The organism is Enterococcus sp. FSL R5-0957, from assembly GCF_038008005.1.
Lineage (GTDB): Bacteria > Bacillota > Bacilli > Lactobacillales > Enterococcaceae > Enterococcus_B > Enterococcus_B faecium.
The window spans coordinates 370,829-393,196 of the sequence record NZ_JBBOYG010000001.1 but is presented as its reverse complement, the minus strand read 5'-3'; the positions used below and the strand labels follow the sequence as shown (position 1 = coordinate 393,196).

The window sequence follows — 22,368 nt, the reverse complement described above, 5'->3', positions numbered from 1 at the left end:
TTCCTCCTTATTCAAATGCTTGGGTAGCTTTTACTGCTTTTTTCCAACCGTTGTAAAGTTTTTCTCGGCGCTCTTCCTCCATTTGAACTTCAAATAGCTTGCCAGCTTCATAAAATTCGCGGATCTCGTCTGTATCTTTCCAATAACCGACAGCTAATCCTGCTAAAAATGCTGCCCCTAGCGCCGTTGTTTCCAAGTTTTCTGCTCGTTGGATCGGTACATTCAAGATATCTGTTTGGAATTGCATCAGATATTCATTGTTTGCTGCACCGCCATCTACTTTCAATACAGGAATCTTGATTCCAGTGTCATCTTGCATCGTATCGATGATATCTCTCACTTGATAGGCAATCGACTGCAAAGTAGCTTTAATGATATCTTCTTTTGTCGTTCCACGTGTCAAACCAAACATAGCCCCTCGTGCTGCCTGATCCCAATAAGGAGCACCCAGTCCAACAAATGCAGGAACAACATAGACCTCATCTTCGCTTGTAGAGCGTTTCGCTGCGTCTTCTGAATCGCTAGCTTTTTGCAACATTTGAAGTCCATCTCTCAGCCATTGAATCGAAGAACCAGCCACAAAAATACTTCCTTCTAAAGCATAGTAAACCTTTCCATTTATGCCGTAACCAATTGTCGTCAATAAATTATTTTTGGATAATTGCGGTTTTTCACCGGTATTCATGACAATAAATGAACCTGTACCATAAGTATTCTTGACCATGCCTGGTTCGAATGCCATTTGTCCGAATAATGCGGCTTGCTGGTCTCCTGCCATCCCTGAAATTGGTGCTTCGCTTCCATAAAAATGATAACCTTGCGTATAACCATAAACTTCTGAGTTAGAAGTGACTTTTGGTAACATCACTCGAGGAATATTTAGTAAATCTAAAATCTCCTGATCCCAATCTAGCTGATGGATATTGAACAACATCGTCCGGCTGGCATTCGAGTAATCAGTAACGTGCGCTTGCCCATCAGTTAGTTTCCATACTAACCAAGAATCGATCGTTCCAAACATCAATTCGCCTTTTTCAGCTCGTTCTTGCGCGCCTTCTACATGATCAAGAATCCAGCGTATCTTCGTTGCTGAGAAATAGGCATCGATCACTAACCCTGTTTTTTCGTGGAAAAATTCTTGATAGCCTTCATTTTTTAAGTTATCTGCAATTCCAGCTGACTGTCTGGATTGCCAAACAACTGCATGATAGATTGGACGTCCTGTATCTTTTTCCCATATTACTGTTGTTTCACGCTGGTTCGTTATGCCAATCCCAGCAATCTGATTTGGTTTGATCCCTGATTCGATGAACGCTCCGGCAATAACTGACTGTACAGAATTCCAGATTTCATTTGCATCATGTTCCACCCAACTTTCTTGCGGGAAATATTGCGTGAACTCTTTTTGAGAACTGCCGATGTGTCTTCCTTTCTTGTCAAAGATAATTGCTCGTGAGCTAGTTGTACCTTGGTCAATCGCCATGATATACGTTGATTCTGTCATTGTGATTCCCTCCATTATATGCAAACGCTTTCTTTAACTACTCTTATCATACTACTGTTTTAAAAAAAGAAACTGTCAAAATTTTATTCTTTTTTTCTTTTTTTGACAGTTTTTTATTATGAAGCTATTTTTTAATCAATTCTTTTCTTTTTTCAGCGTCTCTATTCTTCTTTTCAATCGAATAATGTCGTAAGGTGACGCAAATTCTGACAGATAATATTCACACTGTTTTTTGTTTCTCTGGCAAAATGTGATCACCAAATCATATTCTTTACCTTCTTCATAACTTCCAATCTCAATACCGCCGATTCCCCTCAGTTCTCTGATCAGATATTGTTGAAAAGCAATACGATAAATCGGCAGACTTTCTAAATCGATTCCAATCACTACTGGTTTTGCAATATAAAAATCGATCATCAAAAGAACATTGGCATACTGGATCATCAGGTAACTAAGCTCACTGCCTTCAGCTCTTTTCCTCGGCAATTGCTGCACCGCTGTTTCCTGTAGTTTCGCCAGTAACTGTGTTAAGGAATGCCCGAGCATTTTCTGCTGCTGTTCCAAAAGCCGATCACGCTCGTAGACTTCGATCTTTCCAACAAAGAAAAACCATTCATTGTTGATCTGGGAAATTTGGTAGCCTACTGCCTTTTCTTCTTTGATTTTCAAACGACGAGGACGATAATGCCATAACATCGTTTCCCGAATGTAAGTATCTAAAACAGCGGTTGGTAACTTTTTGCTCCGTGTCAAATCATACTGATAAAATATTTCTTCGTCTACTATCGAAAAAGAAACAAAAAAGCTGTAAAACATCATTGTTTCGTATACATTCAGTTCTGCTGCTGTTCGACTAAGATGCATCACGATGATTGGATCGATTGCTTGATAAAGCCGGTCCGACTGATAGAGTAATTTCTTTTCTTTCAAAGTTGCGTACGTACTTTTTTCATTCAATAGTCTTTTTTTCGTAATCCCGAGCCAGCAAGCAATCTGTGCTTCTGCTGATGCCGTAAACGTTGTTTCTAATACACGGTCCAATCCTAGAATGAACGGTCTTTTTTCTGGTGTATTTTGCAAAAAAAGCGGTCGCTGATCTTCCGGGATATATTGGAATAGTTCATAATAAAAATATCGTATCTGTAGCTCTTCTCCGTATAATTGACCGTTTTTGATTTGTAATCCAAATTCCTCTAAGAGCTGGTTCAATTCTTTGATCTTTCGAAAAACAGAAGACTCACTGATATTAAACGCTGTCGCTAATCGAATGATGGATACTTGCTGATGTTCTAATAAATAGACGAGCATCTTAAACTTCAAGCTTTCCTGCAATAAAAACAATAGAATTTTTTCCAAACTTACATCTTCGTCCAACACCAGCAGCGCCTGATACTCATTTCGCTGTACTTCTACTTTTTTTTCCATCATTCGGCCAATCAATTCAATATCTTCCAAATATTGATCAAACGAGGCTTTTGACAGTTGGACATGCTCTCTCAAACCATTGATAGAGGCTGTTCCCCCTTGCAGAACAAGGTTTCGCAAAATCAGGATCTGTAACTGCTCTTTTCTTTCTAATAATGCTTCAATCTTCATAGGCAGTATTCGCCACCTTTGACCACACCATATCTGGCACACGGTATTCTGGCTGGAAAAATAGCTCATGTTCTTCTAACTGTTCAAACGTCCATCCTTCTTCTACTGCAATTGTCAGTTGGTCAAGAAGGTGGAACATCTCTTTTTTGCTTTGGAGCTGTGCTCCAAGAATCTTTTTTTCAGAATCAAATAGAAATTTGAGTTTAACTTTGCTTTGATTTATTGCTGTAAGCTTGTATTCTACGTATCCTGTTTCAATTTTTTGGGGATAAAAAATGCTCTCTTCTTCTGTCAAACCTACGCTTCCTAAGAAATAGCCAAACCACTGATTGCCGACTGGACGATAGGTTCCCTGATCCTTTGTCTGTGAGCCACTAATTGTCTTGCTGACATTTCGTGCTGTACGGACAGCGTTATTTACTAGAGAAACATACATTTTTTCATTTGTTGGACGAAAAGTTACTTGGATCGCATCGCCAATCGCATAGACGTCTTTTTGAGACGTTTGCAAGTAGTCATCTACCCAGATCGTTCCATCATCATTCAATGTTAATTGTTCTTCCCACATCTGATTGTCGGGGCGAGAATGATTAGCCAGCAAAACAAGATCATAGTTCTCCTTTCTTTTTTCCGTCTCTACAATAGCGGTTTCATTTTCAGTCAAAGACACAACTTGTTCTTCTAAAAAAAGTGAAAGCCCTTGATTTTTCATTTCCTTTACTAACGGTTCTGTCATTTCAGGATCTAGATAACGAAAAAGAATTGACTCTCGGCTTTCGTAAAGATGGATTTGTTTTTTTCTTGATGCCAAACCTTCAGCTATTTCGATTCCTGCTTGTCCTGCACCAATAATTGCAATTTTCTTTGCATTCATGATCTTTTGCTGAAGAGCCGTTACGTTTTGTATCTTTTTAACTGGATGAATAAGCGTTGATTCTGCAGAAATATTTCGAAACTTTTGATTTGAACCAGTCGCTAGAATCAAACGATCAAAATCCAATTTTTTTCCTCCTGCTAAAACGACTTTTTTTTCTTTCAATCCTATTACTGTCTTTTCTGTGTAAACATGGATTCGATAGCGGTCAGTCAGTTCTTCTTTCGTGATCCAAGAAAGTTGTTTTTCACTGGTAACCTTTCCTTTTAATATCAAATTGAACCCGCTGGGAATCCATCCTAACTTCGATTGCTTTTCAATCAAATATATTTCACTTGTTGGCATCAATTGGCGAAGATAAATAGCCGCATGAATCCCTGCAAACGACCCGCCGACAATTACAATGTTCATCTGCATTCCTCTTTCTTATAAGGTGTTCTACTGCTAACTTCTCAATCAGAAAACACAGTATTCATAACTCGCTTTCAACCTTATGATACATAGCGATGCAGCAGAATCAACCCTCTCCATCATACCGTGTTCTAGGTCTGTTTCTCAATAATATACTAGTGGACCTAATTGAAGAGTATCATTTCTGAAGAGATGTTTCAAAAAATGTACTCTTATAAAAGAAAAAAACTCGCCTTTTACGTACCTCTGTCCAAATAGGAAACAGAAAAGAACGAAAAGACGAGTTTTAGTGTGTGTAATGTAATAGTTAGAATAGACACATCATTTTTATGCTAACAATTTTTAATTCTTTAATGCTTCAACAACTGCTTCGCCTAATTGATGAGCAGATTGAGGATTTTGCCCTGTAAGAAGCCGCCCATCAATGTGAACCACTTCTGAAAAAGCTCCACCAGACTGATAGTTTGCTCCTTTTTCTTTCAAAGCATCTTCTGCTAAGAATGGTACTTCATTCGTTGTACCATTTGCTTCCTCTTCTTCATTACTGAACCCAGTCACTGTACGTCCAGCTAAAATAGATTTTCCAGACTCATCTGTAACTGGCAACAATCCTACAACACCGTGACAAACAGCTGAGACCAGCCCTTCATTTCGATAGATTTGTGAAGCGACTTTCCCAAGATCTATTGCTTCTGGAAAATCCCACATTGTTCCGTGGCCACCAGCATAATAAACCGCTGCATAATCATTTGCATCCACATCATCAGGACGTAAGGTATTTCCCAAGGCCCGATTTCTGAAATCTTCATCTTTATAATAGGCCCAATCGATTTCATCCATATTCAAAACACTTTGCGGTTCTAAAGGTACATATCCGCCTTTAGGACTGACAAAATCTGCATCGATCCCATTTTTTACTAATACATCATAAAAATGAGTCAGTTCACTTAACCACAAACCTGTAGGACGCTCGATCTTTTCGTACTTTTCTACATTTGTTAATACGATCAATACTTTCATTTTCCCATCCTCTTTCTATAAAAATTGCGTTATTGATAACGTGCTTTCAAGAAATTATATAATGGACTTGGCAAATAAAGCTCTTTATATGCTTCTTCGAAGGGTTTCGTTACAAATTCATCCTCACGGTTTTCCAATAATTTCTCTGCCCAGTCAGGATCGACGATCATTTGCTGTCCAATTGCTGCAAGTTCTGCATATTTCAATACCTGCTCTACATCTTCGCGATTGCGGATCCCACCGACACCAACTAAAGGGATCTTTCCTTGAATCGTGTTATGGACCACTTCAAGAATCGATTTATCGTTGTATTTATCAGAACGAGCTATTCGATCATACATATTTAATGAAACATGCAGATAATCTAGTTTTGACTCACGTAATCGTTCAAGAAGCCAGATCGTGTCTTCAAAACGGATACCTGGTGTTTCATATTCTTCTGGTGAGAAACGATACCCTACGATGAATGGTTTTTTAGCATATTGTTCAACCGCTGAGAAAACCGTTGTTAATAATTCTTCAATAAAACGATAACGACTTTCCAAGCTACCGCCCCATTGATCCTCTCGTCTATTCGAATGCGGAGAGAAAAATTGTTGAATCAAATACGTATTTGCTCCATGCAACTCGATTCCATCAAATCCTGATTCAATCGCTCTGCGTGTGGCTTCGCCAAATGCTTGGATTGTTTCTTTGATTTCATTTTCACTTAATGCTCGCGGTGTTTCTGCATCAGGTCGTTCCGCTGCAACTGCACTTGCAGATACAGGCTGTTCTCCTGATAGAGTAGCTCGACTAGTCATTCGTCCACCGTGGAAAATCTGAACAATCGCTTTTGCACCTTCTCCTTGGATTGCTTTAGCTAGTTCACTTAACCGAGGAATCATTTCATCGTGAGCGATGCTCAGTTCACCTGGCCAGCCTTTTCCGATATCTTGGACATTTGCAGCACCAGTAATAACAGCACCAAGTCCTTTAGAACGTTGTTTATAATAAGTGATCTCATCTTCGGTGATCACTCCATTGAAGAAGCTGAGTTGTGTCGTCATAGGCGACAGCATCAATCGGTTCTTCAATTGAACTCCTGAAGGTAAAGTAATTGATTGATCAAATTGTGACATTGTCATTCCTCCCATAATTCGCTCTGATTAACCTATCGAGAATCATCTATCATTAAACCACTCTGTTAGTTGCACATGCAACTAATTTGCTTAAAAAATTTTTATTTTTTTTGTAACTTATCTGTTGCTTCATTCATTATCTCGGCTAATTCTTTACTTGCTTCATTTCCCAAGACTGCTTTGTACGACTGATGGAGTTCTTCCCAACTACCATCGACTTCCTTAGTAAATTGGCGTCCTTGTTCTGTAAGATAAACTAATGACAAGCGCCCTTCGCTAACTGTTTTGACGTATCCTTTATATTCTAATTTTTCAACAAAACGAGCGATTGTTGAAGGCGCAGAATAGAGCATTTGTGCAATATCTTTTTGCGGTATACCATCTTTTTCTTTTAATATCAATAAAATAAATCCATAAGTTGGTGCCAGACCTGTTTTTCTAAACGCTTCATCAGCTAATTTATTCAATAGGCGATCTAGCTTTTTCACGCTAAAGAAAAGACATTCATCCAACGCTTTTTCAATTGGCTTTTCCATTTCATCCCCTCCATTGGCGTACATATCATAGTATGATTTTTATTTTTTGTCAAAAAACACGGAGTAATGACCGCCTCCTCTGTTTAGTTTTGAGAAAAAGAAGTTGTGACAAAAAATGTGTCACAACCTCTCGGTAATACGTTTCAATCAAATAAGCTTTTCTTTATTTACTTCCACCACAAATGCTTCATATGGTCGTAACTCGACTTTGCCGTCTGGTAACTGTTTCAGAGGATAATTTGACACAATAATCCTTAAAGCTTCACGTGGAACAGTGAACACCTGTTTTTCACTAGACATATTGCAAACAACGAGCCATCGCTGATCTTCATATATGCGAGAATAGGCAAAGACATGCTCTGGCGTCTCTTCTACTAATTCATAGTCTCCCCAGACGATGATGTCATGTTTTCTACGCAAATCGATCAATTTCTTGTACATATAAAAAACAGAATCTTGATCTGCTAACGCTTCTTCTGCATTGATTTCTTTATAATTTGGGTTGACTCGAAGCCATGGAATTCCAGTAGTAAACCCAGCATGTTCACGGGCGTTCCATTGCATAGGCGTCCTAGCATTGTCTCTTCCTTTCACATTGATTGATTCCAAGATTTCCTCTTTTGTAAATCCAGAAGAAATCCTTTCGTTATACATATTGATTGTCTCAATATCTTTTGCTTCCGCGATATCATCAATTGGGCAATTCGTCATGCCTAATTCTTCTCCTTGATAGATATAAGGAGTACCTTTCATCATATGAAGCAAGATAGCAAACATCTTGGCACTTTCTTTTCGATACACATCGTCATTTCCCCAACGAGAAACAATTCGCGGAAGATCATGATTATTCCAAAATAAACTATTCCATCCTTCACCACCCAAAGAAGTTTGCCATTTCGATAATACTTTTTTCAGTTCAGAGATACTCAAGGGTTTCAAATCCCATTTGTCTTTGCCTTCTTGCTGATCTAATCCTATGTGTTCGAATTGGAAGACCATGGATAATTCATTTCTTTTAGGATTGGAATAAAGTTTCGCGATTTCGGTAGTTGCTCCCCATGTTTCGCCAACAGTCATCAGATTTTTGTCACCAAAAGTTGCTTGATTCATTTCCTGAAGATACTCATGCAGTTTAGGTCCATTACTTGTGATTTCTTTATCCGGTTCTTTGCCAATCATATCGATCACGTCCATACGAAAGCCACCAATACCTTTATCGATCCAGAAATTCATCATTTGATAAATCTCTTGGCGAACCTGTTTATTTTTCCAATTCAAATCAGGTTGACGCTTGCTATACAAGTGCAGAAAATATTGCCCCGTTTTTTCATCCAACTGCCAAGCAGAACCACTGAATATTGAGCGCAATCTATTAGGCTCTTTTCCATTGACCAGATCACGCCAAATATAATAGTCCCGATAAGGATTTTCTTTATTTTTACGGGCCTCAATGAACCACGGATGTTCATCAGAAGTATGATTCACCACCAGATCCATGATGATACGGATATTTCTTTTCTTTGCTTCTTCAATCAGTTCTTCCATTTCTTCCATCGTACCGAATTCTGCCATGATTGCTTGATAATTACTGATATCATACCCATTGTCATCATTCGGAGACTCGTATACTGGAGAAAGCCAAATTGCATCAATACCTAAATACGCCAGATAATCCAACCTGGAAATAATCCCCCGCAAATCTCCAATACCATCTTGATTTGAATCTTGAAAACTTCTTGGATAGATTTGATAAACAACTGAATGGTGCCACCATTTTTGTTCCATGATTTTCCTCCTATAAATGGATGTTTCTATTTTTTGCTTAATCATTTATTTTAGTCTCTCTCACTAAAAATTGTAACGCTTTCAAATAGCTATTGCACCTTGTTATCGGTAACAGAATAAAACAAAAAAACAGCTGAGGAAATTTCCTCAACTGTTTTTTGAAAGGATTGATTTATGCAGGGAAGAATGCTGATTTCACAACTTCTTTATAAACGGTGTTCACTCAGCTGTCCCTTGGTATTAGCTCAAAAAACGGCAAAATATGAGGAACTATTTTTTCGTTTTTTTCTCTAATACTCAGGCCAGAACACTGATTTCACAACCTCTTTATTTCACATTCAATATCCACATGAATCCCACGAATACAAAGAACAGACCATACATGATGGGAGATACTTCTTTTCCTCTTTTAGCTGCTAACATGGTAATTGGATAGAAGATAAAACCTAATGCAATCCCATCTGAAATACTATAAGTCAAAGGCATGCCGATCAAGATCAAGAATGAAGGGATCGCAATCTCTAATTTTCCCCATTCGATTTGTCGCAAAGATTGTGCCATCAATACTCCTACCATAATCAATGCTGGTGCAGTTACTTGTGAAGTAACAACTGATAGTAATGGAGAAAAGAACAAGCCTAACAAGAAGAAAATCCCTGTAGTAATAGCTGTGATACCTGAACGTCCTCCAACGGCGATACCAGCTGATGATTCTACAAATGCACCAACAGGAGAAGTACCTAATAAGGAACCCGCAAGCATAGCTGTTGAATCAGAAGCTAAAGCTTTCCCTACGCGAGGCATCTTGTTGTCTTTCATGAAACCTGCTTGGTTTGCTAATCCAACTAAAGTTCCTGCTGTATCAAAGAAAGTCACAAGCAAGAATGTCAGCACTACGACCCACATTTGAAGAGAATTGATGTCCCCTACATGTTTTAATGCAACTAAAAATGTTGGTTTCAAACTTGGTGCTGCGGCAACAATTTCAGAAGGCATTGGAATCAAACCTGTGACCAGACCTAAAATCGTTGTAGCTGCCATCCCGATGAAGATGCCACCTGGTACACGCCGAACAAGCAAGATAGCAGTTACGACTAATCCAAAAATCGTCAACCAAGTAGAACCAACGTTGAGTGATCCTAATCCTACTAATGTAGATTCATTCGAAACGATGATCCCACCTTCGCTCAGACCAAGGAAAGCGATAAATAGACCGATACCGCCAGAAATCGCATATTTCAAATCTGCTGGGATCGCATCAATGATCATTTCCCGCAGCTTGAAGATTGTGATCAAAATAAAAATCAAAGAAGCAACGAATACGCCGGCTAATGCTGTTTCCCATGGAATCCCCATTCCTAAACAAACAGAATAAGCAAAAAAAGCATTGATCCCAAGAGCAGGTGCCGTTCCAATTGGATAACGGGCTAATACCCCCATTAAAATACAGCCGATCGCACTGGCTAATGCAGTCGCAGTAAACACTGCTCCTTCATCCATTCCAGAAGCACCTAATACAGTTGGATTTACAAATAAGATATAAGCCATTGAGATAAATGTTGTAAATCCTGCCAGTACCTCACGTTTTACCGTGGTGTTCAATTTTTCTATTTCGAAGTAGGAAAGTATTTTTTCCTTCATCTTCCATCCCCCTAAATCCGAACATTATAAATAAAGTCCGTTAAAATTTCGATTTATTAATAAAACAACGTGTTTTATCATATACTAAAACAAAACATAAGTAAACAAAAAATTCGGATTTTAAGCAAAATCCGAACGTTCCATCTGATTAAATCTCTTTATCTCAAAGTTCATGAACATTCACTTTGGATTACAAGAATTTCTTTATTGTGTTAATAAAGTTTCTTCATTCTAGTCTCAAAAATCAATAGTGTGATTTGATTTTACCATTTCGTTTCTGTTCTTCTTTGATGAATTCTTTTGTATCGACAGGATTCAGATTATTTAGTCCGCCAAAACCTGTATCGACCATTTTTCCCCAGCCTTTTGTCTTCTTTTTTCCTGATTTGAGATTCTTTGCTCGAAGCTTCTCACTATGTTTTGCTCGCCGATACTTCAAATAACCTTCTAATCTTCCCATTAGATCCACTGTTTTTCCTCCTTTTTATTCAATCAGACGACTCAGCTTTTCCTATAACAAAATAATTGCCTTCAGGGTCAGAAAAATTGAAAGTCAAGATGCCATTGTTATCTGTGATTTCTCCTGGTTCTTCCATGTTCTCGTAGATAGTCTCAAATTCGTCCGTAAAAAACACTAAAGAAGGCGGTGGTCCTAATACTTCTGGTGAAAATTTCTGCACAAATACTTTTGGGAATACGCCTAATTCTAATTCTTTTGAGATGCTGAGTACAATACTCTTAAATTCTTCTGGCAATTCGATTGTTTCAGAAATTTCTGCACCAATTTTTTCTACAAAGAATCGGCAAATCATCTCTACGTCATTGACATAAAGCATCACACGTGTTTTTTGTATCATCGTTTGACCCTTCTTTCTATTTGATTTTCTTTCCTGTCTATAAACTGATTTCATTATATCACGAAAGCGCAAACACCTTGTGTTTGATACTATTCAAGAAAAATAAAGCAATAGTTTCTAGGATTGCTTTCCTCCACAAACTTTTTTTACAAAAAAAAAACGGCAATGAATGCCGCTCTTCTTTTTTCGATTCTTTTATAATTCTGCTTCTGATTCATCTTTGGTTAGTGTGTGTCTAACACTAGTTACGCCAAATGTTTGATCGATTTTTTCCTTCAACGCTTCGATTGCCTGTGCGCCACGTGCCGCTTGTTCAGCATTGATGGATTCAATGACCAGCACCGCTGCTTGTGTTTCTTCCGTCAGCATCGTTCTTTGGGCTTCACGCCAGTTGAGACAGCGACAGATCGCTCCTTGTTCATCATAGTAGATGATTTCTTCCGGAAGTGCCGGAGCATCGGAATCTGCACCTAAAGGCAGGAATGATTCGCCACCTTGGGCTTTTCCTAAATGCAGATTTCCTGCGATCTTTTCGATATCTTCTCCGCCGCAAGGTACGCCAAAAGACAAGGAAATACTATTATAGATATCTACAAGCGGATTGATTGGGAAAAATTCCCGTTCTTGATTTGCACGTTTCAGTAAAGCTTCAATAGAAGAACGTGCACCTTTTTTAGTCTTGAATGTGGTAAATGCCTGACGCCACTGAGCAATGACTTCGTTTTGGCTGAATGTTTCTTCTGTAAGGTAATTTCTTGCTTCTTTTGCTGCCTCATTCAATAATTGATGATACGTTTCTTCACTTTCTTTTGTTACGTGGTTATCGATACCATTTACGGATAAGATTTCGATGGTTGCTTCAGGAAATACTTCCCAGAAATTGGTATCCACTATTACTTTTTTCATCTGTTCACACCTCTTGATTAGAATAATTGCTTGATGAATAGATAGTCTGTTTGGGGATCATCTCCCATATAAAAAACATGTTCGCTGTATTTGATAAATCCTTTTTTACGATAAAAAGCGAGCGCAACATCGTTGTGTTCCCAAACACCGAGCCAAATGGCTGTTTTTTGCTTTTCTTTTGCTTTTTCAATAGCTGTATCTAGTAAAAATGTACCGATACCTTGATGTTTAAATTTTTTTCGTACATAGATTCGCTCGATTTCTAAAAAATGATCAGCCATTTCCTCAGATTGACTCGTTCCTGTATTTAGTTTCAGGTAACCCGCAGGCTCTTGATCGATACTCACTAGGAAAAAATCGGTTTCTTTATCTTTTAGCTCTTCTGTAAGTTTTTCTAGTGCATAAGCTTGTGTCAAGTAATCAGCTAAATGCTCCGGTGAATTATCTTTTCCAAATGTATCTGTAAATGTTTCGATACTAATTTGTTGTAGTAAGTCTACATCTGAAGGCGTCATTTTTCGAATTTCGTATTTATTCACGGCTTCTTCCTTTCAATAGATCCTTTTATTGCCTTTTTTGACAAAATTCCAATCTTCGCTAACATTCTTGCATACTTTATTTAAAAGATATTCCAATTGTTTTGCTTCTTCGTCAGAAAGACCATTTAATGCGACTGCATTGGAGTAGTTGTTTTCTCGAATGATGAAAGGATAGATTTCTGCTCCTTTTTTAGTCGGATAGAGTTTCTTGATTTTTTTATTTTCTTTATCTTCCAAACGTTCGATCATCCCATTGGATTCTAATTTCTTGATTGCTCGGGCAGTCGTTGTACGATCTACTTTGATCATTTCTGCTAGTTTTTCTTGGATGATTCCAGGATTTTCGCAAATACGTACTAAATAAAGATACTGTCCTCTTGTTAAATCGACTTCTTTGAATTCGATATTGCTAATAGAATCTAGCGCTCGGGCAATCATTCCGATGTCTCGAAGGATTTCAGCCATTTCATCCCACCTTTATTTTGTTTGTAAGACTAGTTTACCTCTTTTTGTTGCAAATGCAACTATTTTCAATAAAAAAATCAAGTTCTTTTTTAATAACTAGTAAAGTATATTCTTTTCTTCTTTTACGAAAAAGCTCAATCACAATAGATCTGGTTTTTGTTTTCTAAAATAAGTAACTGTTTCTTCGTTGTTCGCTTTTCTGATAGCTTTGGCAACTCTTCTATACTAAAAAATCCCATGTTGGAAGTTTCATTATTCTCAATAAACTTGGCCTCTTCACCGTGGATCGCACAAGCAAAAACAAGTTTATAATACTGAAAAAGCTGTGGAATATCTTTTTGTTTATTCGTATCAAAAACTGCTCGCAACTGAGTAGTTTCTACTGTTAATCCTATTTCTTCATAGACTTCTTTACGCACATTTTCTTCAGGAGACAATCCTATTTCAGCAAATCCACCAGGAAGTGACCATTCTTTCGTCCGTTTATCTTCGATTAGTAGGACCTTGCCTTCTTTTTTGATATAGGCACGAACATCTATTTTTGGTGTTGGATGTCCTTCTCCAATCGTTGTGAGCGCTTTTATTTCTTCGAAAGTTTCTTTTCCTATTTCACTGATCAATTCCAATGAAATCGTCCGGATCTCCTCAAAACGCTCTTTATCAAATACATCTTTTCCATAATATAGACCAGCTTGAGAAAGTGCGAGTAGTCTTTTGTATTGAGCCAACTTCTTGTTCATTCTCTTCCCTTCTTTTTTAGCAAATGTATGACTATGTAATCAAGTATAGAAGACTAGTTTAATTACGGCAAATAAATATAATGAAATCTGCAATAAATAAAAGAATGTTAAAAAACTCGAGAACAAAAGACATTCGACTTCTCTGGGGCTGTGAATAAACGGCGTTCAAAAGCTTGCATCTGCAGTAATAAGCCCCACCAAACGAAAAATATGATGAGCTATTCTTGTTTGGCTGTTCTTATTAATTGAGGCAGGACAGCTTTTTCACAACCTCCCCACTAAACGGTGTTCAATCAGCTGATGCTCGGTATTCACTAAAAAAACGGCAAAATATGAGGAGCTATTTTGCCGTTTTTTTCTATAATACTCATATTAAAACACTGACTTCACAACCTCTTCCTTAAACGGTGTTCAAAAGCCAATTTTTCGATATTAAGCCATTTCTTTGTTACTTATTGTCATTGATTTCTTTTTCTAATTTATCCAATAGTGGAGTGTAATCCACTTGAGTATAGTCTGTTACATCAAATTCATATAGTGTTCCTAACTGGAATTTGTCATATTTTCGGTCGGCGATGATCTTTTTGAATGCTTCTTTCGTAATATGATTGGTCCCTTTCGTTCGATCTTCCAATACGTCACCATAGTGATAATGATCCATGATATAGCTCAAATGACGATCTGATTCACGATCACGTTTGTACCGACGTTGCCATAACACTTCAAAGTCTGCTGTTAGGCGAATCGTGATCACCTGATATCCGTATCTATCTGCTAATTCTTGGAGTCGTGCTTTTTGCTTATCACTAAAAGGATACTCGGACACAATCACTTTCTTTCCTGCTTCCATATACAAATCAAGTGCTTTGTAATAGAAAGGATAAACTTTCGTCCTTTCTTGTTCCGCCCGTTCTTCCAAATTGTTAAACCCGATGGATTCTGCATAGTATTCCTTGATTTCATCGAGCGTGATGGCATACATATCTGGAAATCGTTCCCGTAGTTTATTCATAAGATATGTTTTTCCTGTACCAGGACTACCAGCCAGAAGAATGAAATACTTTTTCATCTCATTTATTTCCTAAGTTAATTGGACTTTCCAAGTTCATAAACAGTCCAATCTTATGCTTGACAATTTCTTTTACTGCTTCATTTGCTGGAATCACATTATGGCGAAGAGACTTGTTGATTTCTGTTTCACTAAAGGTTTCTTTAGCTACTTTCGTCCAGTTGACTAAAAGCTCCGTTCCAACATTGAATTTGCGGATCCCGTTATTGATCAATTCAGGATAATCTTCTTCTTTCACACCTGTTCCTCCATGGATAACTAGGGGGACATCAACTACTGCATCGATTTCTTTCAGCAAGGGAATGTTTACTTCTGTTTTTGATTTGAATTGTCCATGATTCGTACCGATAGCAATAGCTAATGCATCCACGCCTGTAGCTTCTACAAATTTCACTGCGTCTTCCGGTCTTGTATATACCTTGTCATTTTCAGCGACATGGATTCCTTCTTCTGTACCGCCGATTGTTCCAAGTTCTCCTTCTACGGAAACACCGTGCGCATGGGCATATTCTACTACTGCTTTTGTCTTCAGGATATTTTCTTTGAAAGGCAGATGGGACCCATCATACATGACAGAAGTATATCCGCTGTCGATTGCTTCTTTGATATCATCAAAGTCTCGGGCGTGGTCTAAGTGCAAGACTGCATCAACCATTTCTTCTTCTGCAATAGCTGTCATTACATTGACTAACACATGCATGCCGATATATTTAGCGGTATCGACACTTGTTTGAATAATGATTGGCGAACCCATTTCTTTTGCTGCGCCTAGCATGGCAGGAAGCATTTCTAGGTTATGCGTATTAAAAGCTCCAACTGTAAAATTCAACTCTTCTGCTGTTTTTGTTACTTCTTTCAATGTTGTATACATCTTTTATTGCCACCTTATCTTTTTATTTGTTTCCTTTGATCGTTACTTGTTTTGCAATTTGTCGCATCTCATCCATTTTGCCCATGTAGTAATCGATCCCTTGATCATCACCAGCACGAGCAGCATCTGCACGCTTCTGGTTATAGAGGCTCATCAGTTTTTTATACCCATCTCCGATCGTCTGTTTATTTTCCAAGCTCTTTTCTAAATATTGGATGGCTTGATCGTTCTCATACAATTCAGAAAATTTAAGTCCAACTTGTTCATAAAGTTCCGCTAATTTATGCCTATCTTGGGTAGTGGAAATCTCTTGTTTCAATTGTGTAATCTCTGATTGAATCTTTTCGGTCGCTTCTGGCGATAGGGCTTTTTCTTCTTTTGCCAGAACTTTTTTCGGTTCTTTTTCTTTTTTCTTAAAAAATCCAAACATCATTTTCCCTACTTTCAATTAAAATGCTTTCAAAACTGGGCTTAAGATCCAGGCATATAAGAGTGCTGCGGCTACTGTATCTACATCGGTTGCTGTAGCATTGATGAATCCCATCGAATTAAAGATCGTTACTAGCAAAGCGGGCAATAATGTAATAAAGAAACCATGAGCAATACCGCCAATGATCGCTCCTCGGCGTCCGCCAACTGCGTTGCCAAATATCCCTGCTGTCCCTCCGGCAAAGAAATTGGTTAGCATACCAGGTAAAATCATCGCTAAGCCGAACATGGGCAAAGTAAACATGGCAATAATCGTACCAATCGTTGTCGTAATGAAACCTAAAATGACAGCATTTGGGCTATAAGGAAAGAAAACTGGACAATCTAAGGCAGGGATCGCATCAGGAACTAATTTCATAGCTATCCCTCGAAATGCCGGCACGATTTCACCTAACAGTAGACGTACACCAGCTAGCAATACATACACACCCACTACGAATTGGATGGCTTGTAAAAAGGCAAACATGATATAGTTTTGATCTCCTGATAATTCAGAAGCGAATGGTTCGCCTGCAAATAAAACAGTGATGATATATAGCGGGACCATCACGACCATGACAGACAAATAAGTATCTTGCAGAAATTCGAAATGTGTCGGCAACTTGATATCTTCGATCGACTTTTTATTTTCGCCTTTCTCACCAAAAAGCTTAGCAACACCGGCTTCAAATAAGTACCCGATCGTACAAAAATGACCTAAAGCAATATCATTTGATCCAGTGATTTTACGAATGATCGGTTGCGCTACTGCCGGCATAGCAATGGCGAAACAAGCTCCGATAAAACCACCGACCAAGATCAATACGATCCCTCGCAGACCGGCAAAATAGCCAAAGACTGTCGTCATCGTTGCCATCCATAAAATTGCTTGACCAGTTAAAAAAATGTACTTCCATTTTGTGAAACGAGCCAAAATAATATTGAATACAAAAATGGCTAAGAATGTCAGTGCAATATCTCTACCTAAACCCAAATCATTCATTGCTTGACCATTGATAGATTCAATAGAAGGGATGATCCCTTGCATATGAAATCCTTCAGTAAAGATTTTCCCGAAATAAGTTAAACTTCCAACGATGATGCTCGAACCGGCACTCAATACTTGAAATCCTAGGAGTGTTTTTAACGTGCCAGAGATGACTTGTCCTGCTGATTTCTTCTGCAGTAGTAGACCCAACATAGCAATCAATGCAATGGTGATCGATGCCTGAGTCAAAATATTTTCGATGATAAAATTGATAACGCCCATGTTTTTACCCTCTTTTCTTTTTGTATTTAGATAACTCCCTTATCTTGCAGAACTGGGGTGATTTTTTCTTCAATTTCATTTTTTGAAACAATATTTTTCAAATAGATCATCGCCGTTTTAGGATCAACTGCGAACTTTTCGAACTGCGAACGAAAATTTTCTGCTGTGATGATCACATCTGGTTTCATGGAAACTGCGGAAGAAATATCACAATGGTCCAGTTTGGCTTCTACTCCTAATTTGTTCAAAACATCCTCAGCAGACATCTGTGCTGCAAAACTGCTTCCTAAACCTGCACCGCATACGAATAAAATGTTCAATTTGTTCATCTTTGTTCTCCCCCGTATCATTTATTATTTCTCAACTACTGAAAAAAGCAGTTGTTTGAAATCTTCGATATTTGTGCATTCAATCAATCGATCCAATTTCTCTTCGTTGTTGATCAATTCAATTAGTTCTTTCATGATGTTCAGATGCGAGTAGGAGTCTACTGCTGCCAAACAAAAAATAATCTTTACTGGATCCATTTCAGGATTACCGAAATCGATTGGTTGCTCAATCGTAGCTACGCTGACTCCTAATTTATTGACCCCATCTTCTGGTCGGGCATGGGCTAGCGCCATGTGTTTGCCAATCACGATATACGGTCCATATTCATTCACTGCACGAATCATCGCTTCGACATAGCGCTCTTCGACAATGTTTTCTTTAACCAATGGTCTAGCAGCTAGTTCAATCGATTCCTCCCAAGTAGTGGCTTTTTCTTTGATCATGATATTGCTGTCCGTCAAAATATCTTTTAACATAGGCTGGATCTCCCTTTTGTTGATTTCTAAATTGTTTGTTTCGAATAATTTTTCTAACTTGCCATAGATGATTCGATCTACTCGGCCACCACTTTCTTTCATGACATCTATTATTTGAGTGAATAACTCCGTCGATTCATGACTGTTAGGCTCTAACCGCTGTAGTTCTTCATTTCTTTTCAAAAAGTCTTCTATAACCAAGATATTCGTCTCAGTTAAAATCGGATCGACAACTAAAAGCGGCTTATTTCGATAATTCAATTGAAAGGTGCTGAAAACCAGATTGACATCCAATTTATCTACTAATTCGATTTCTTTTGAACTTAAAACTGCAGTAATCTCGATCTGAGGAAACTTTTCTTTCAGATTCTCTGCTAACAGATTTCCAGTAGCCATCCCATGGTTACAGACAACGACTGATTTATAAACATAATTCAAGTCTCGCTTGATTACACTGGCGATCGTCGAAAAGTGGATGACAAGAAAAGCTATCTCGTCCTCCAGTATCTTGCCACCAATTACTTCTTCGATCGTAGGAACAAAATGAGTGACTGCGCGGTAGATTGGGAAATAATTTGTTCGGATGTTTTCTTTCAATGGATTCATGACTTGGATATGATTCTTGATTCTTACAATCAGTGCAGCCATGTGCTTATAGAGATTTTCGAATAAAGCTTCTTCCTTTAGATGGAAAGGTACGTGTGTCTCGTTCTCTACAAATTGGATCAATTGGATCGTTAGTAATTGAGCTTGTACCCACTCGATTGAATTGGAGATATCTCTAGCATTGAACGTCTCAATAGTGAAACGAAGATAATTTCTTTCTACTTGCGGGACATTGTCCAATTGAAATTCCTCGATCATGTGGTCAATAAATGCAGAAAAGCTACTGTCTTTTATTTCTGTATTTTTCCAATTAATGGCAGAGATAAATTCATGTTTCCTGATTCGCTGGATCCAGATCAATGTAAAAAGCAGGATTTGTTTTTTATAAATATCATCTTCTTGTTTCAACAACTTATTGGAATAGATCTCCTGTATTCTTTTGATTTCCACCAAAGGAAAATAATGGAGAAAGATTTTTTGAGCCGGTGTTAATTGTGCATCTTGATTCATAAAGAAGCCGGTCATTCCCAGATTCTGATTGATAAAATCATAGATCATCGTACGGATAGATCGTTCTGAACCTTTATAAACCAGTCCTTGCTTTCCATAACTGACGATCTCTATCCCATAACTGACCAGTGTTGCTCGTAACCGTCTCATATCTTCATCTAATGTACTTTTAGAGATTTGAAATTCTTCTTCTTTTTTGTTTAGATGGATCGGGATTCGGCTGTAAGCAACGGCTAAAACTAGATCAAAAATACGTTCGCGCCGATTCAAAAAGCCGTCTTTCACATCTTTTATTTCAGTTTCTAATCGAGCTTGCTTTTCCTTTTCCAGCTTCAACAAAAAACCTTTGTTGCGAATTGTACGGATCTCCGGAAGCTTTTTACTGCTCAACCAGATATTCGCTTCAAGAACTTCCTGACGAATCGTCCGCTGACTGACATTGAACTCACTTGCTAGATGTTTTGCTTTTACTGGATATTGGGCTGTCATGATTCTGTGAAGTATTTCAATTGTTCTTGTTTTCATAGAAATGATCTCCTTCTGATTTCAAGTATATGGTTCCGCTTACATAATAAAAAGTAGATATTTCTGCCACTTGAAGTGGAAAGAAAGTAAGCAAAGCAAACAAAAAATAAGCCATATGCTTTTTCATCTCCTCAACGAAAAAGACATACGCCTATTATTACAAAAATTTTGCCCATCTATACAAAAAAGAGGTTGTGAAAAAGCTGTCCTGCATCAAGTAATAAGAACAACTAAACTAAAATAGTGCTTCCTATTTTTCGTTTGGTTGTTCATATTATCGCAGATGCAAGCTTTTAAACACCATTTAGTGGAGAGGTTGTGACAGAGATGTTCAGCCTTGAGCGATAAGAAGCGATTTTGAAAAATAGCTTCCCATCTTTTACAAAATCGTGCCTTATTGCCGATAGGCTATCTCTGGCACACCGTTTATTCAGAAAAAGGAGCTGCAACAAGGCTTTTGTCACAGCTCCATTCATAAATATTTCCTGTCAATCCAGCATAATCGGCTGAATAAAATCGGCTTGCCATCTTTTTTCTTTCTCAGAAAAATCAAAATACCATATCTGAGAAAAATACTGTCGTTGTGTCTTACTTCCTGAGATCAATCGCCCATCTTTTCGATCGACTGAATAATCACAGCATCTGAAATCAATTCGGATGGCAAAACTATTTTCGTGGATCTGTCGATAATTTCCTACTTCCTGAATAGTTATTTTTTTAGTATGATTTCTTACACCGTCTGCTTTGTTTTTTTGCAGAACTTTCTGATGTTTGGCAAACAGCTTGTCTGTATAACAGCTTCTGGCTTTTTCAGGAGTTTCTTCTTCCCAAGCGGATTGGATCTTCATGAATATCTTTTGGATTTCCAGAAACTGTGCTTTCTTTTCTTTAGCCGTTCCTGACATGCGGGACAATATCTCCGCTTTCAGCCTTTTCTTTTGTCTTTTATTCTTGACGATAGAAAAAGCAGAAACCCCTCCTACTGACAAAACAGCTAATGCAAGAAATCCCGTTTGCTCATAACTAGAAGGACCTGTACTTGGACCATAATACCCATAAGAATCTCTGCCGTAAGAACGACTGCCAAAATAACTGCCCCCATATGAACGACCGCCAAATGAACCTCTGCCCGAACTTCGACCGCTAGATGTACCTCCACCATGACCACCCGCGACAGCGAATCCTTGGGTCGGCAGAGCAAACAAACATAGGCCCACTAACAAAATGATTGCTAAATAATTGATTTTTTTCATTGTCTTCCTCGTTATCTTTTATTACAAAAAACTATTTTTATCATAGCCTTGCTAAAAGGAAGAGTCAATAACCAGATGCATAAACTGTTTTTTTAGCAATTTTGTCTTATTTAGTCATTGAGTAACATCGGACAGATGTATGTGTCGGCAGTCCATAATTCCTCTATCTTCAGCATGAACAAGCTTGCAGACAAGAGATCTGCGCTTCCTCCAGGAGAGATTTGGTTTTCCTGACAAAAGTGCAACAGTGCTGTAAATGGACGATTTGGTAAAGCACTTTGACTAGCAGCATGAGCAAGTTTTTGCATTTCCACTAACGTTTTCTGATCACTGCGATGCAATACGCATGTGTCATCTAGCGAACTCATCAAAACTAACAACATATGCATTTGTTTCTGTACATATGAATCATTATCTAGCTCCTTAGCTGCTTGGATTGCAAGCCTGATATGCGGATACCCTAATATCGCTTCTTCATATGCACCATTTACGCCATATTTTTGCTTCACCGTATGACCATGAGTGGTTTTTTTATGACGATATTTTGTATCAGGAAAAGCAGCAAGCTTGCTGACATCATCAAGTATTTTCGATAAAGAAAAAGGCTGTTCCATACTGATTTTTTGTGCAATGACACTGATCAATAGCCCCATTGCCCAAATCGCTCCTTTATGGGTATTGATGCCATTTGTAGCAATCAGCATTGCCTTTTCCGCTTTTCGCCCAATCTCAGCAATTCTTTCTCTTAACTCCTGATCAATAGCATGATGCCACGCTATTTGAGCCATTTCTTCAAAAAAAGGAGTTAGCGTCTTAGCAGACTTAAGAAATAAAGCATAGTCCATATCGGAATGTGCACCCGCATCCAGTGCATCCACTAATCCAGGTTTTGGACTTAATGTTACTTCTGCGATCAATGCTTCCTCTACCAACGCAGCGAGTTGCTGAGTCACTGCTTTTTTTCGTTCGTCATTTATCATGACACTCACTCCTTC

Annotated in this window: 22 protein-coding genes; all 22 read right to left on the bottom strand. The window is 38.2% G+C overall.

Going from position 1 to position 22,368, the window contains the following annotated elements:
* Positions 1 to 7: 7 nt before the first annotated feature.
* Positions 8 to 1,504 (bottom strand): glycerol kinase GlpK, encoded by a 1,497-nt coding sequence (gene glpK / locus MKX69_RS01910; RefSeq protein WP_002294668.1) that lies wholly within the window; start codon positions 1,502 to 1,504, stop codon positions 8 to 10.
* Positions 1,505 to 1,639: 135 nt separating this feature from the next.
* Positions 1,640 to 3,100, bottom strand: a complete 1,461-nt coding sequence (locus tag MKX69_RS01905) for a helix-turn-helix domain-containing protein (protein WP_002339544.1) — start codon at positions 3,098 to 3,100, stop codon at positions 1,640 to 1,642.
* Positions 3,090 to 4,385 (bottom strand): NAD(P)/FAD-dependent oxidoreductase, encoded by a 1,296-nt coding sequence (locus tag MKX69_RS01900; protein ID WP_258430222.1) that lies wholly within the window; start codon positions 4,383 to 4,385, stop codon positions 3,090 to 3,092. The genes MKX69_RS01905 and MKX69_RS01900 overlap by 11 nt, the downstream gene beginning before the upstream one ends.
* 342 nt (positions 4,386 to 4,727) lie before the next feature.
* Positions 4,728 to 5,405, bottom strand: a complete 678-nt coding sequence (locus MKX69_RS01895; protein ID WP_002319529.1) for a type 1 glutamine amidotransferase domain-containing protein — start codon at positions 5,403 to 5,405, stop codon at positions 4,728 to 4,730.
* A gap of 29 nt (positions 5,406 to 5,434) precedes the next feature.
* Positions 5,435 to 6,526 carry an NADH-dependent flavin oxidoreductase gene (locus MKX69_RS01890; RefSeq protein WP_002328304.1) on the bottom strand — a complete coding sequence of 364 codons (1,092 nt, stop codon included), beginning with the start codon at positions 6,524 to 6,526 and terminating at the stop codon, positions 5,435 to 5,437.
* A gap of 101 nt (positions 6,527 to 6,627) precedes the next feature.
* Complete coding sequence (locus tag MKX69_RS01885; RefSeq protein WP_002315975.1) at positions 6,628 to 7,062, bottom strand: MarR family winged helix-turn-helix transcriptional regulator; 435 nt, start codon at positions 7,060 to 7,062, stop codon at positions 6,628 to 6,630.
* Between the two features lie 147 nt (positions 7,063 to 7,209).
* The gene (locus MKX69_RS01880; RefSeq protein WP_114634711.1) at positions 7,210 to 8,847 is read right to left on the bottom strand and encodes a glycoside hydrolase family 13 protein; all 1,638 of its coding nucleotides are present in this window, start codon (positions 8,845 to 8,847) and stop codon (positions 7,210 to 7,212) included.
* Positions 8,848 to 9,174: 327 nt separating this feature from the next.
* On the bottom strand, positions 9,175 to 10,488 hold the full coding sequence (locus MKX69_RS01875; protein WP_002307889.1) for an NCS2 family permease: 1,314 nt from the start codon (positions 10,486 to 10,488) through the stop codon (positions 9,175 to 9,177).
* 244 nt (positions 10,489 to 10,732) lie between these two features.
* The gene (locus MKX69_RS01870; protein WP_002294687.1) at positions 10,733 to 10,957 is read right to left on the bottom strand and encodes a hypothetical protein; all 225 of its coding nucleotides are present in this window, start codon (positions 10,955 to 10,957) and stop codon (positions 10,733 to 10,735) included.
* Positions 10,958 to 10,976: 19 nt separating this feature from the next.
* On the bottom strand, positions 10,977 to 11,399 hold the full coding sequence (locus MKX69_RS01865) for a VOC family protein (RefSeq protein WP_002376108.1): 423 nt from the start codon (positions 11,397 to 11,399) through the stop codon (positions 10,977 to 10,979).
* Positions 11,400 to 11,540: 141 nt separating this feature from the next.
* Positions 11,541 to 12,251: a B3/B4 domain-containing protein gene (locus MKX69_RS01860; RefSeq protein WP_002296773.1), complete on the bottom strand. Its 711-nt coding sequence runs from the start codon at positions 12,249 to 12,251 to the stop codon at positions 11,541 to 11,543.
* A gap of 17 nt (positions 12,252 to 12,268) precedes the next feature.
* Complete coding sequence (locus MKX69_RS01855; protein WP_002321138.1) at positions 12,269 to 12,766, bottom strand: GNAT family N-acetyltransferase; 498 nt, start codon at positions 12,764 to 12,766, stop codon at positions 12,269 to 12,271.
* Between the two features lie 36 nt (positions 12,767 to 12,802).
* Positions 12,803 to 13,255: a MarR family winged helix-turn-helix transcriptional regulator gene (locus MKX69_RS01850; protein ID WP_002294693.1), complete on the bottom strand. Its 453-nt coding sequence runs from the start codon at positions 13,253 to 13,255 to the stop codon at positions 12,803 to 12,805.
* Between the two features lie 134 nt (positions 13,256 to 13,389).
* Complete coding sequence (locus tag MKX69_RS01845) at positions 13,390 to 13,995, bottom strand: NUDIX hydrolase (RefSeq protein ID WP_114634712.1); 606 nt, start codon at positions 13,993 to 13,995, stop codon at positions 13,390 to 13,392.
* Positions 13,996 to 14,443: 448 nt separating this feature from the next.
* Positions 14,444 to 15,064, bottom strand: a complete 621-nt coding sequence (locus MKX69_RS01840; protein WP_002294697.1) for an AAA family ATPase — start codon at positions 15,062 to 15,064, stop codon at positions 14,444 to 14,446.
* A 1-nt stretch (position 15,065) separates the two neighbouring features.
* Positions 15,066 to 15,935: a class II fructose-bisphosphate aldolase gene (locus MKX69_RS01835; RefSeq protein ID WP_002294699.1), complete on the bottom strand. Its 870-nt coding sequence runs from the start codon at positions 15,933 to 15,935 to the stop codon at positions 15,066 to 15,068.
* A gap of 22 nt (positions 15,936 to 15,957) precedes the next feature.
* Complete coding sequence (locus MKX69_RS01830) at positions 15,958 to 16,365, bottom strand: hypothetical protein (protein WP_002307887.1); 408 nt, start codon at positions 16,363 to 16,365, stop codon at positions 15,958 to 15,960.
* Positions 16,366 to 16,383: 18 nt separating this feature from the next.
* Positions 16,384 to 17,673 carry a PTS sugar transporter subunit IIC gene (locus tag MKX69_RS01825; RefSeq protein ID WP_002294703.1) on the bottom strand — a complete coding sequence of 430 codons (1,290 nt, stop codon included), beginning with the start codon at positions 17,671 to 17,673 and terminating at the stop codon, positions 16,384 to 16,386.
* A 26-nt stretch (positions 17,674 to 17,699) separates the two neighbouring features.
* Positions 17,700 to 18,002 (bottom strand): PTS sugar transporter subunit IIB, encoded by a 303-nt coding sequence (locus MKX69_RS01820; RefSeq protein WP_002287534.1) that lies wholly within the window; start codon positions 18,000 to 18,002, stop codon positions 17,700 to 17,702.
* 24 nt (positions 18,003 to 18,026) lie between these two features.
* Positions 18,027 to 20,120, bottom strand: coding sequence for a BglG family transcription antiterminator (locus tag MKX69_RS01815; RefSeq protein WP_002339541.1), 2,094 nt, complete (start codon positions 20,118 to 20,120; stop codon positions 18,027 to 18,029).
* 488 nt (positions 20,121 to 20,608) lie between these two features.
* Positions 20,609 to 21,373 (bottom strand): TIM44-like domain-containing protein, encoded by a 765-nt coding sequence (locus MKX69_RS01810; RefSeq protein WP_341008554.1) that lies wholly within the window; start codon positions 21,371 to 21,373, stop codon positions 20,609 to 20,611.
* Between the two features lie 110 nt (positions 21,374 to 21,483).
* Entirely contained in the window at positions 21,484 to 22,353 is an 870-nt protein-coding gene (gene mdcB, locus MKX69_RS01805) for a triphosphoribosyl-dephospho-CoA synthase MdcB (RefSeq protein WP_002339538.1), read from the bottom strand.
* Positions 22,354 to 22,368: the final 15 nt, after the last annotated feature.

Bases quoted from the DNA above. Each gene is read 5' to 3' on its own strand.
- glpK (WP_002294668.1), bottom strand. From the start codon at position 1,504: ATGACAGAATCAACGTATATCATGGCGATTGACCAAGGTACAACTAGC.
- MKX69_RS01905 (WP_002339544.1), bottom strand. From the start codon at position 3,100: ATGAAGATTGAAGCATTATTAGAAAGAAAAGAGCAGTTACAGATCCTG.
- MKX69_RS01900 (WP_258430222.1), bottom strand. From the start codon at position 4,385: ATGAACATTGTAATTGTCGGCGGGTCGTTTGCAGGGATTCATGCGGCT.
- MKX69_RS01895 (WP_002319529.1), bottom strand. From the start codon at position 5,405: ATGAAAGTATTGATCGTATTAACAAATGTAGAAAAGTACGAAAAGATC.
- MKX69_RS01890 (WP_002328304.1), bottom strand. From the start codon at position 6,526: ATGTCACAATTTGATCAATCAATTACTTTACCTTCAGGAGTTCAATTG.
- MKX69_RS01885 (WP_002315975.1), bottom strand. From the start codon at position 7,062: ATGGAAAAGCCAATTGAAAAAGCGTTGGATGAATGTCTTTTCTTTAGC.
- MKX69_RS01880 (WP_114634711.1), bottom strand. From the start codon at position 8,847: ATGGAACAAAAATGGTGGCACCATTCAGTTGTTTATCAAATCTATCCA.
- MKX69_RS01875 (WP_002307889.1), bottom strand. From the start codon at position 10,488: ATGAAGGAAAAAATACTTTCCTACTTCGAAATAGAAAAATTGAACACC.
- MKX69_RS01865 (WP_002376108.1), bottom strand. From the start codon at position 11,399: ATGAAATCAGTTTATAGACAGGAAAGAAAATCAAATAGAAAGAAGGGT.
- MKX69_RS01860 (WP_002296773.1), bottom strand. From the start codon at position 12,251: ATGAAAAAAGTAATAGTGGATACCAATTTCTGGGAAGTATTTCCTGAA.
- MKX69_RS01855 (WP_002321138.1), bottom strand. From the start codon at position 12,766: ATGACGCCTTCAGATGTAGACTTACTACAACAAATTAGTATCGAAACA.
- MKX69_RS01850 (WP_002294693.1), bottom strand. From the start codon at position 13,255: ATGGCTGAAATCCTTCGAGACATCGGAATGATTGCCCGAGCGCTAGAT.
- MKX69_RS01845 (WP_114634712.1), bottom strand. From the start codon at position 13,995: ATGAACAAGAAGTTGGCTCAATACAAAAGACTACTCGCACTTTCTCAA.
- MKX69_RS01840 (WP_002294697.1), bottom strand. From the start codon at position 15,064: ATGAAAAAGTATTTCATTCTTCTGGCTGGTAGTCCTGGTACAGGAAAA.
- MKX69_RS01835 (WP_002294699.1), bottom strand. From the start codon at position 15,935: ATGTATACAACATTGAAAGAAGTAACAAAAACAGCAGAAGAGTTGAAT.
- MKX69_RS01830 (WP_002307887.1), bottom strand. From the start codon at position 16,365: ATGTTTGGATTTTTTAAGAAAAAAGAAAAAGAACCGAAAAAAGTTCTG.
- MKX69_RS01825 (WP_002294703.1), bottom strand. From the start codon at position 17,673: ATGGGCGTTATCAATTTTATCATCGAAAATATTTTGACTCAGGCATCG.
- MKX69_RS01820 (WP_002287534.1), bottom strand. From the start codon at position 18,002: ATGAACAAATTGAACATTTTATTCGTATGCGGTGCAGGTTTAGGAAGC.
- MKX69_RS01815 (WP_002339541.1), bottom strand. From the start codon at position 20,120: ATGAAAACAAGAACAATTGAAATACTTCACAGAATCATGACAGCCCAA.
- MKX69_RS01810 (WP_341008554.1), bottom strand. From the start codon at position 21,373: ATGAAAAAAATCAATTATTTAGCAATCATTTTGTTAGTGGGCCTATGT.
- mdcB (WP_002339538.1), bottom strand. From the start codon at position 22,353: ATGATAAATGACGAACGAAAAAAAGCAGTGACTCAGCAACTCGCTGCG.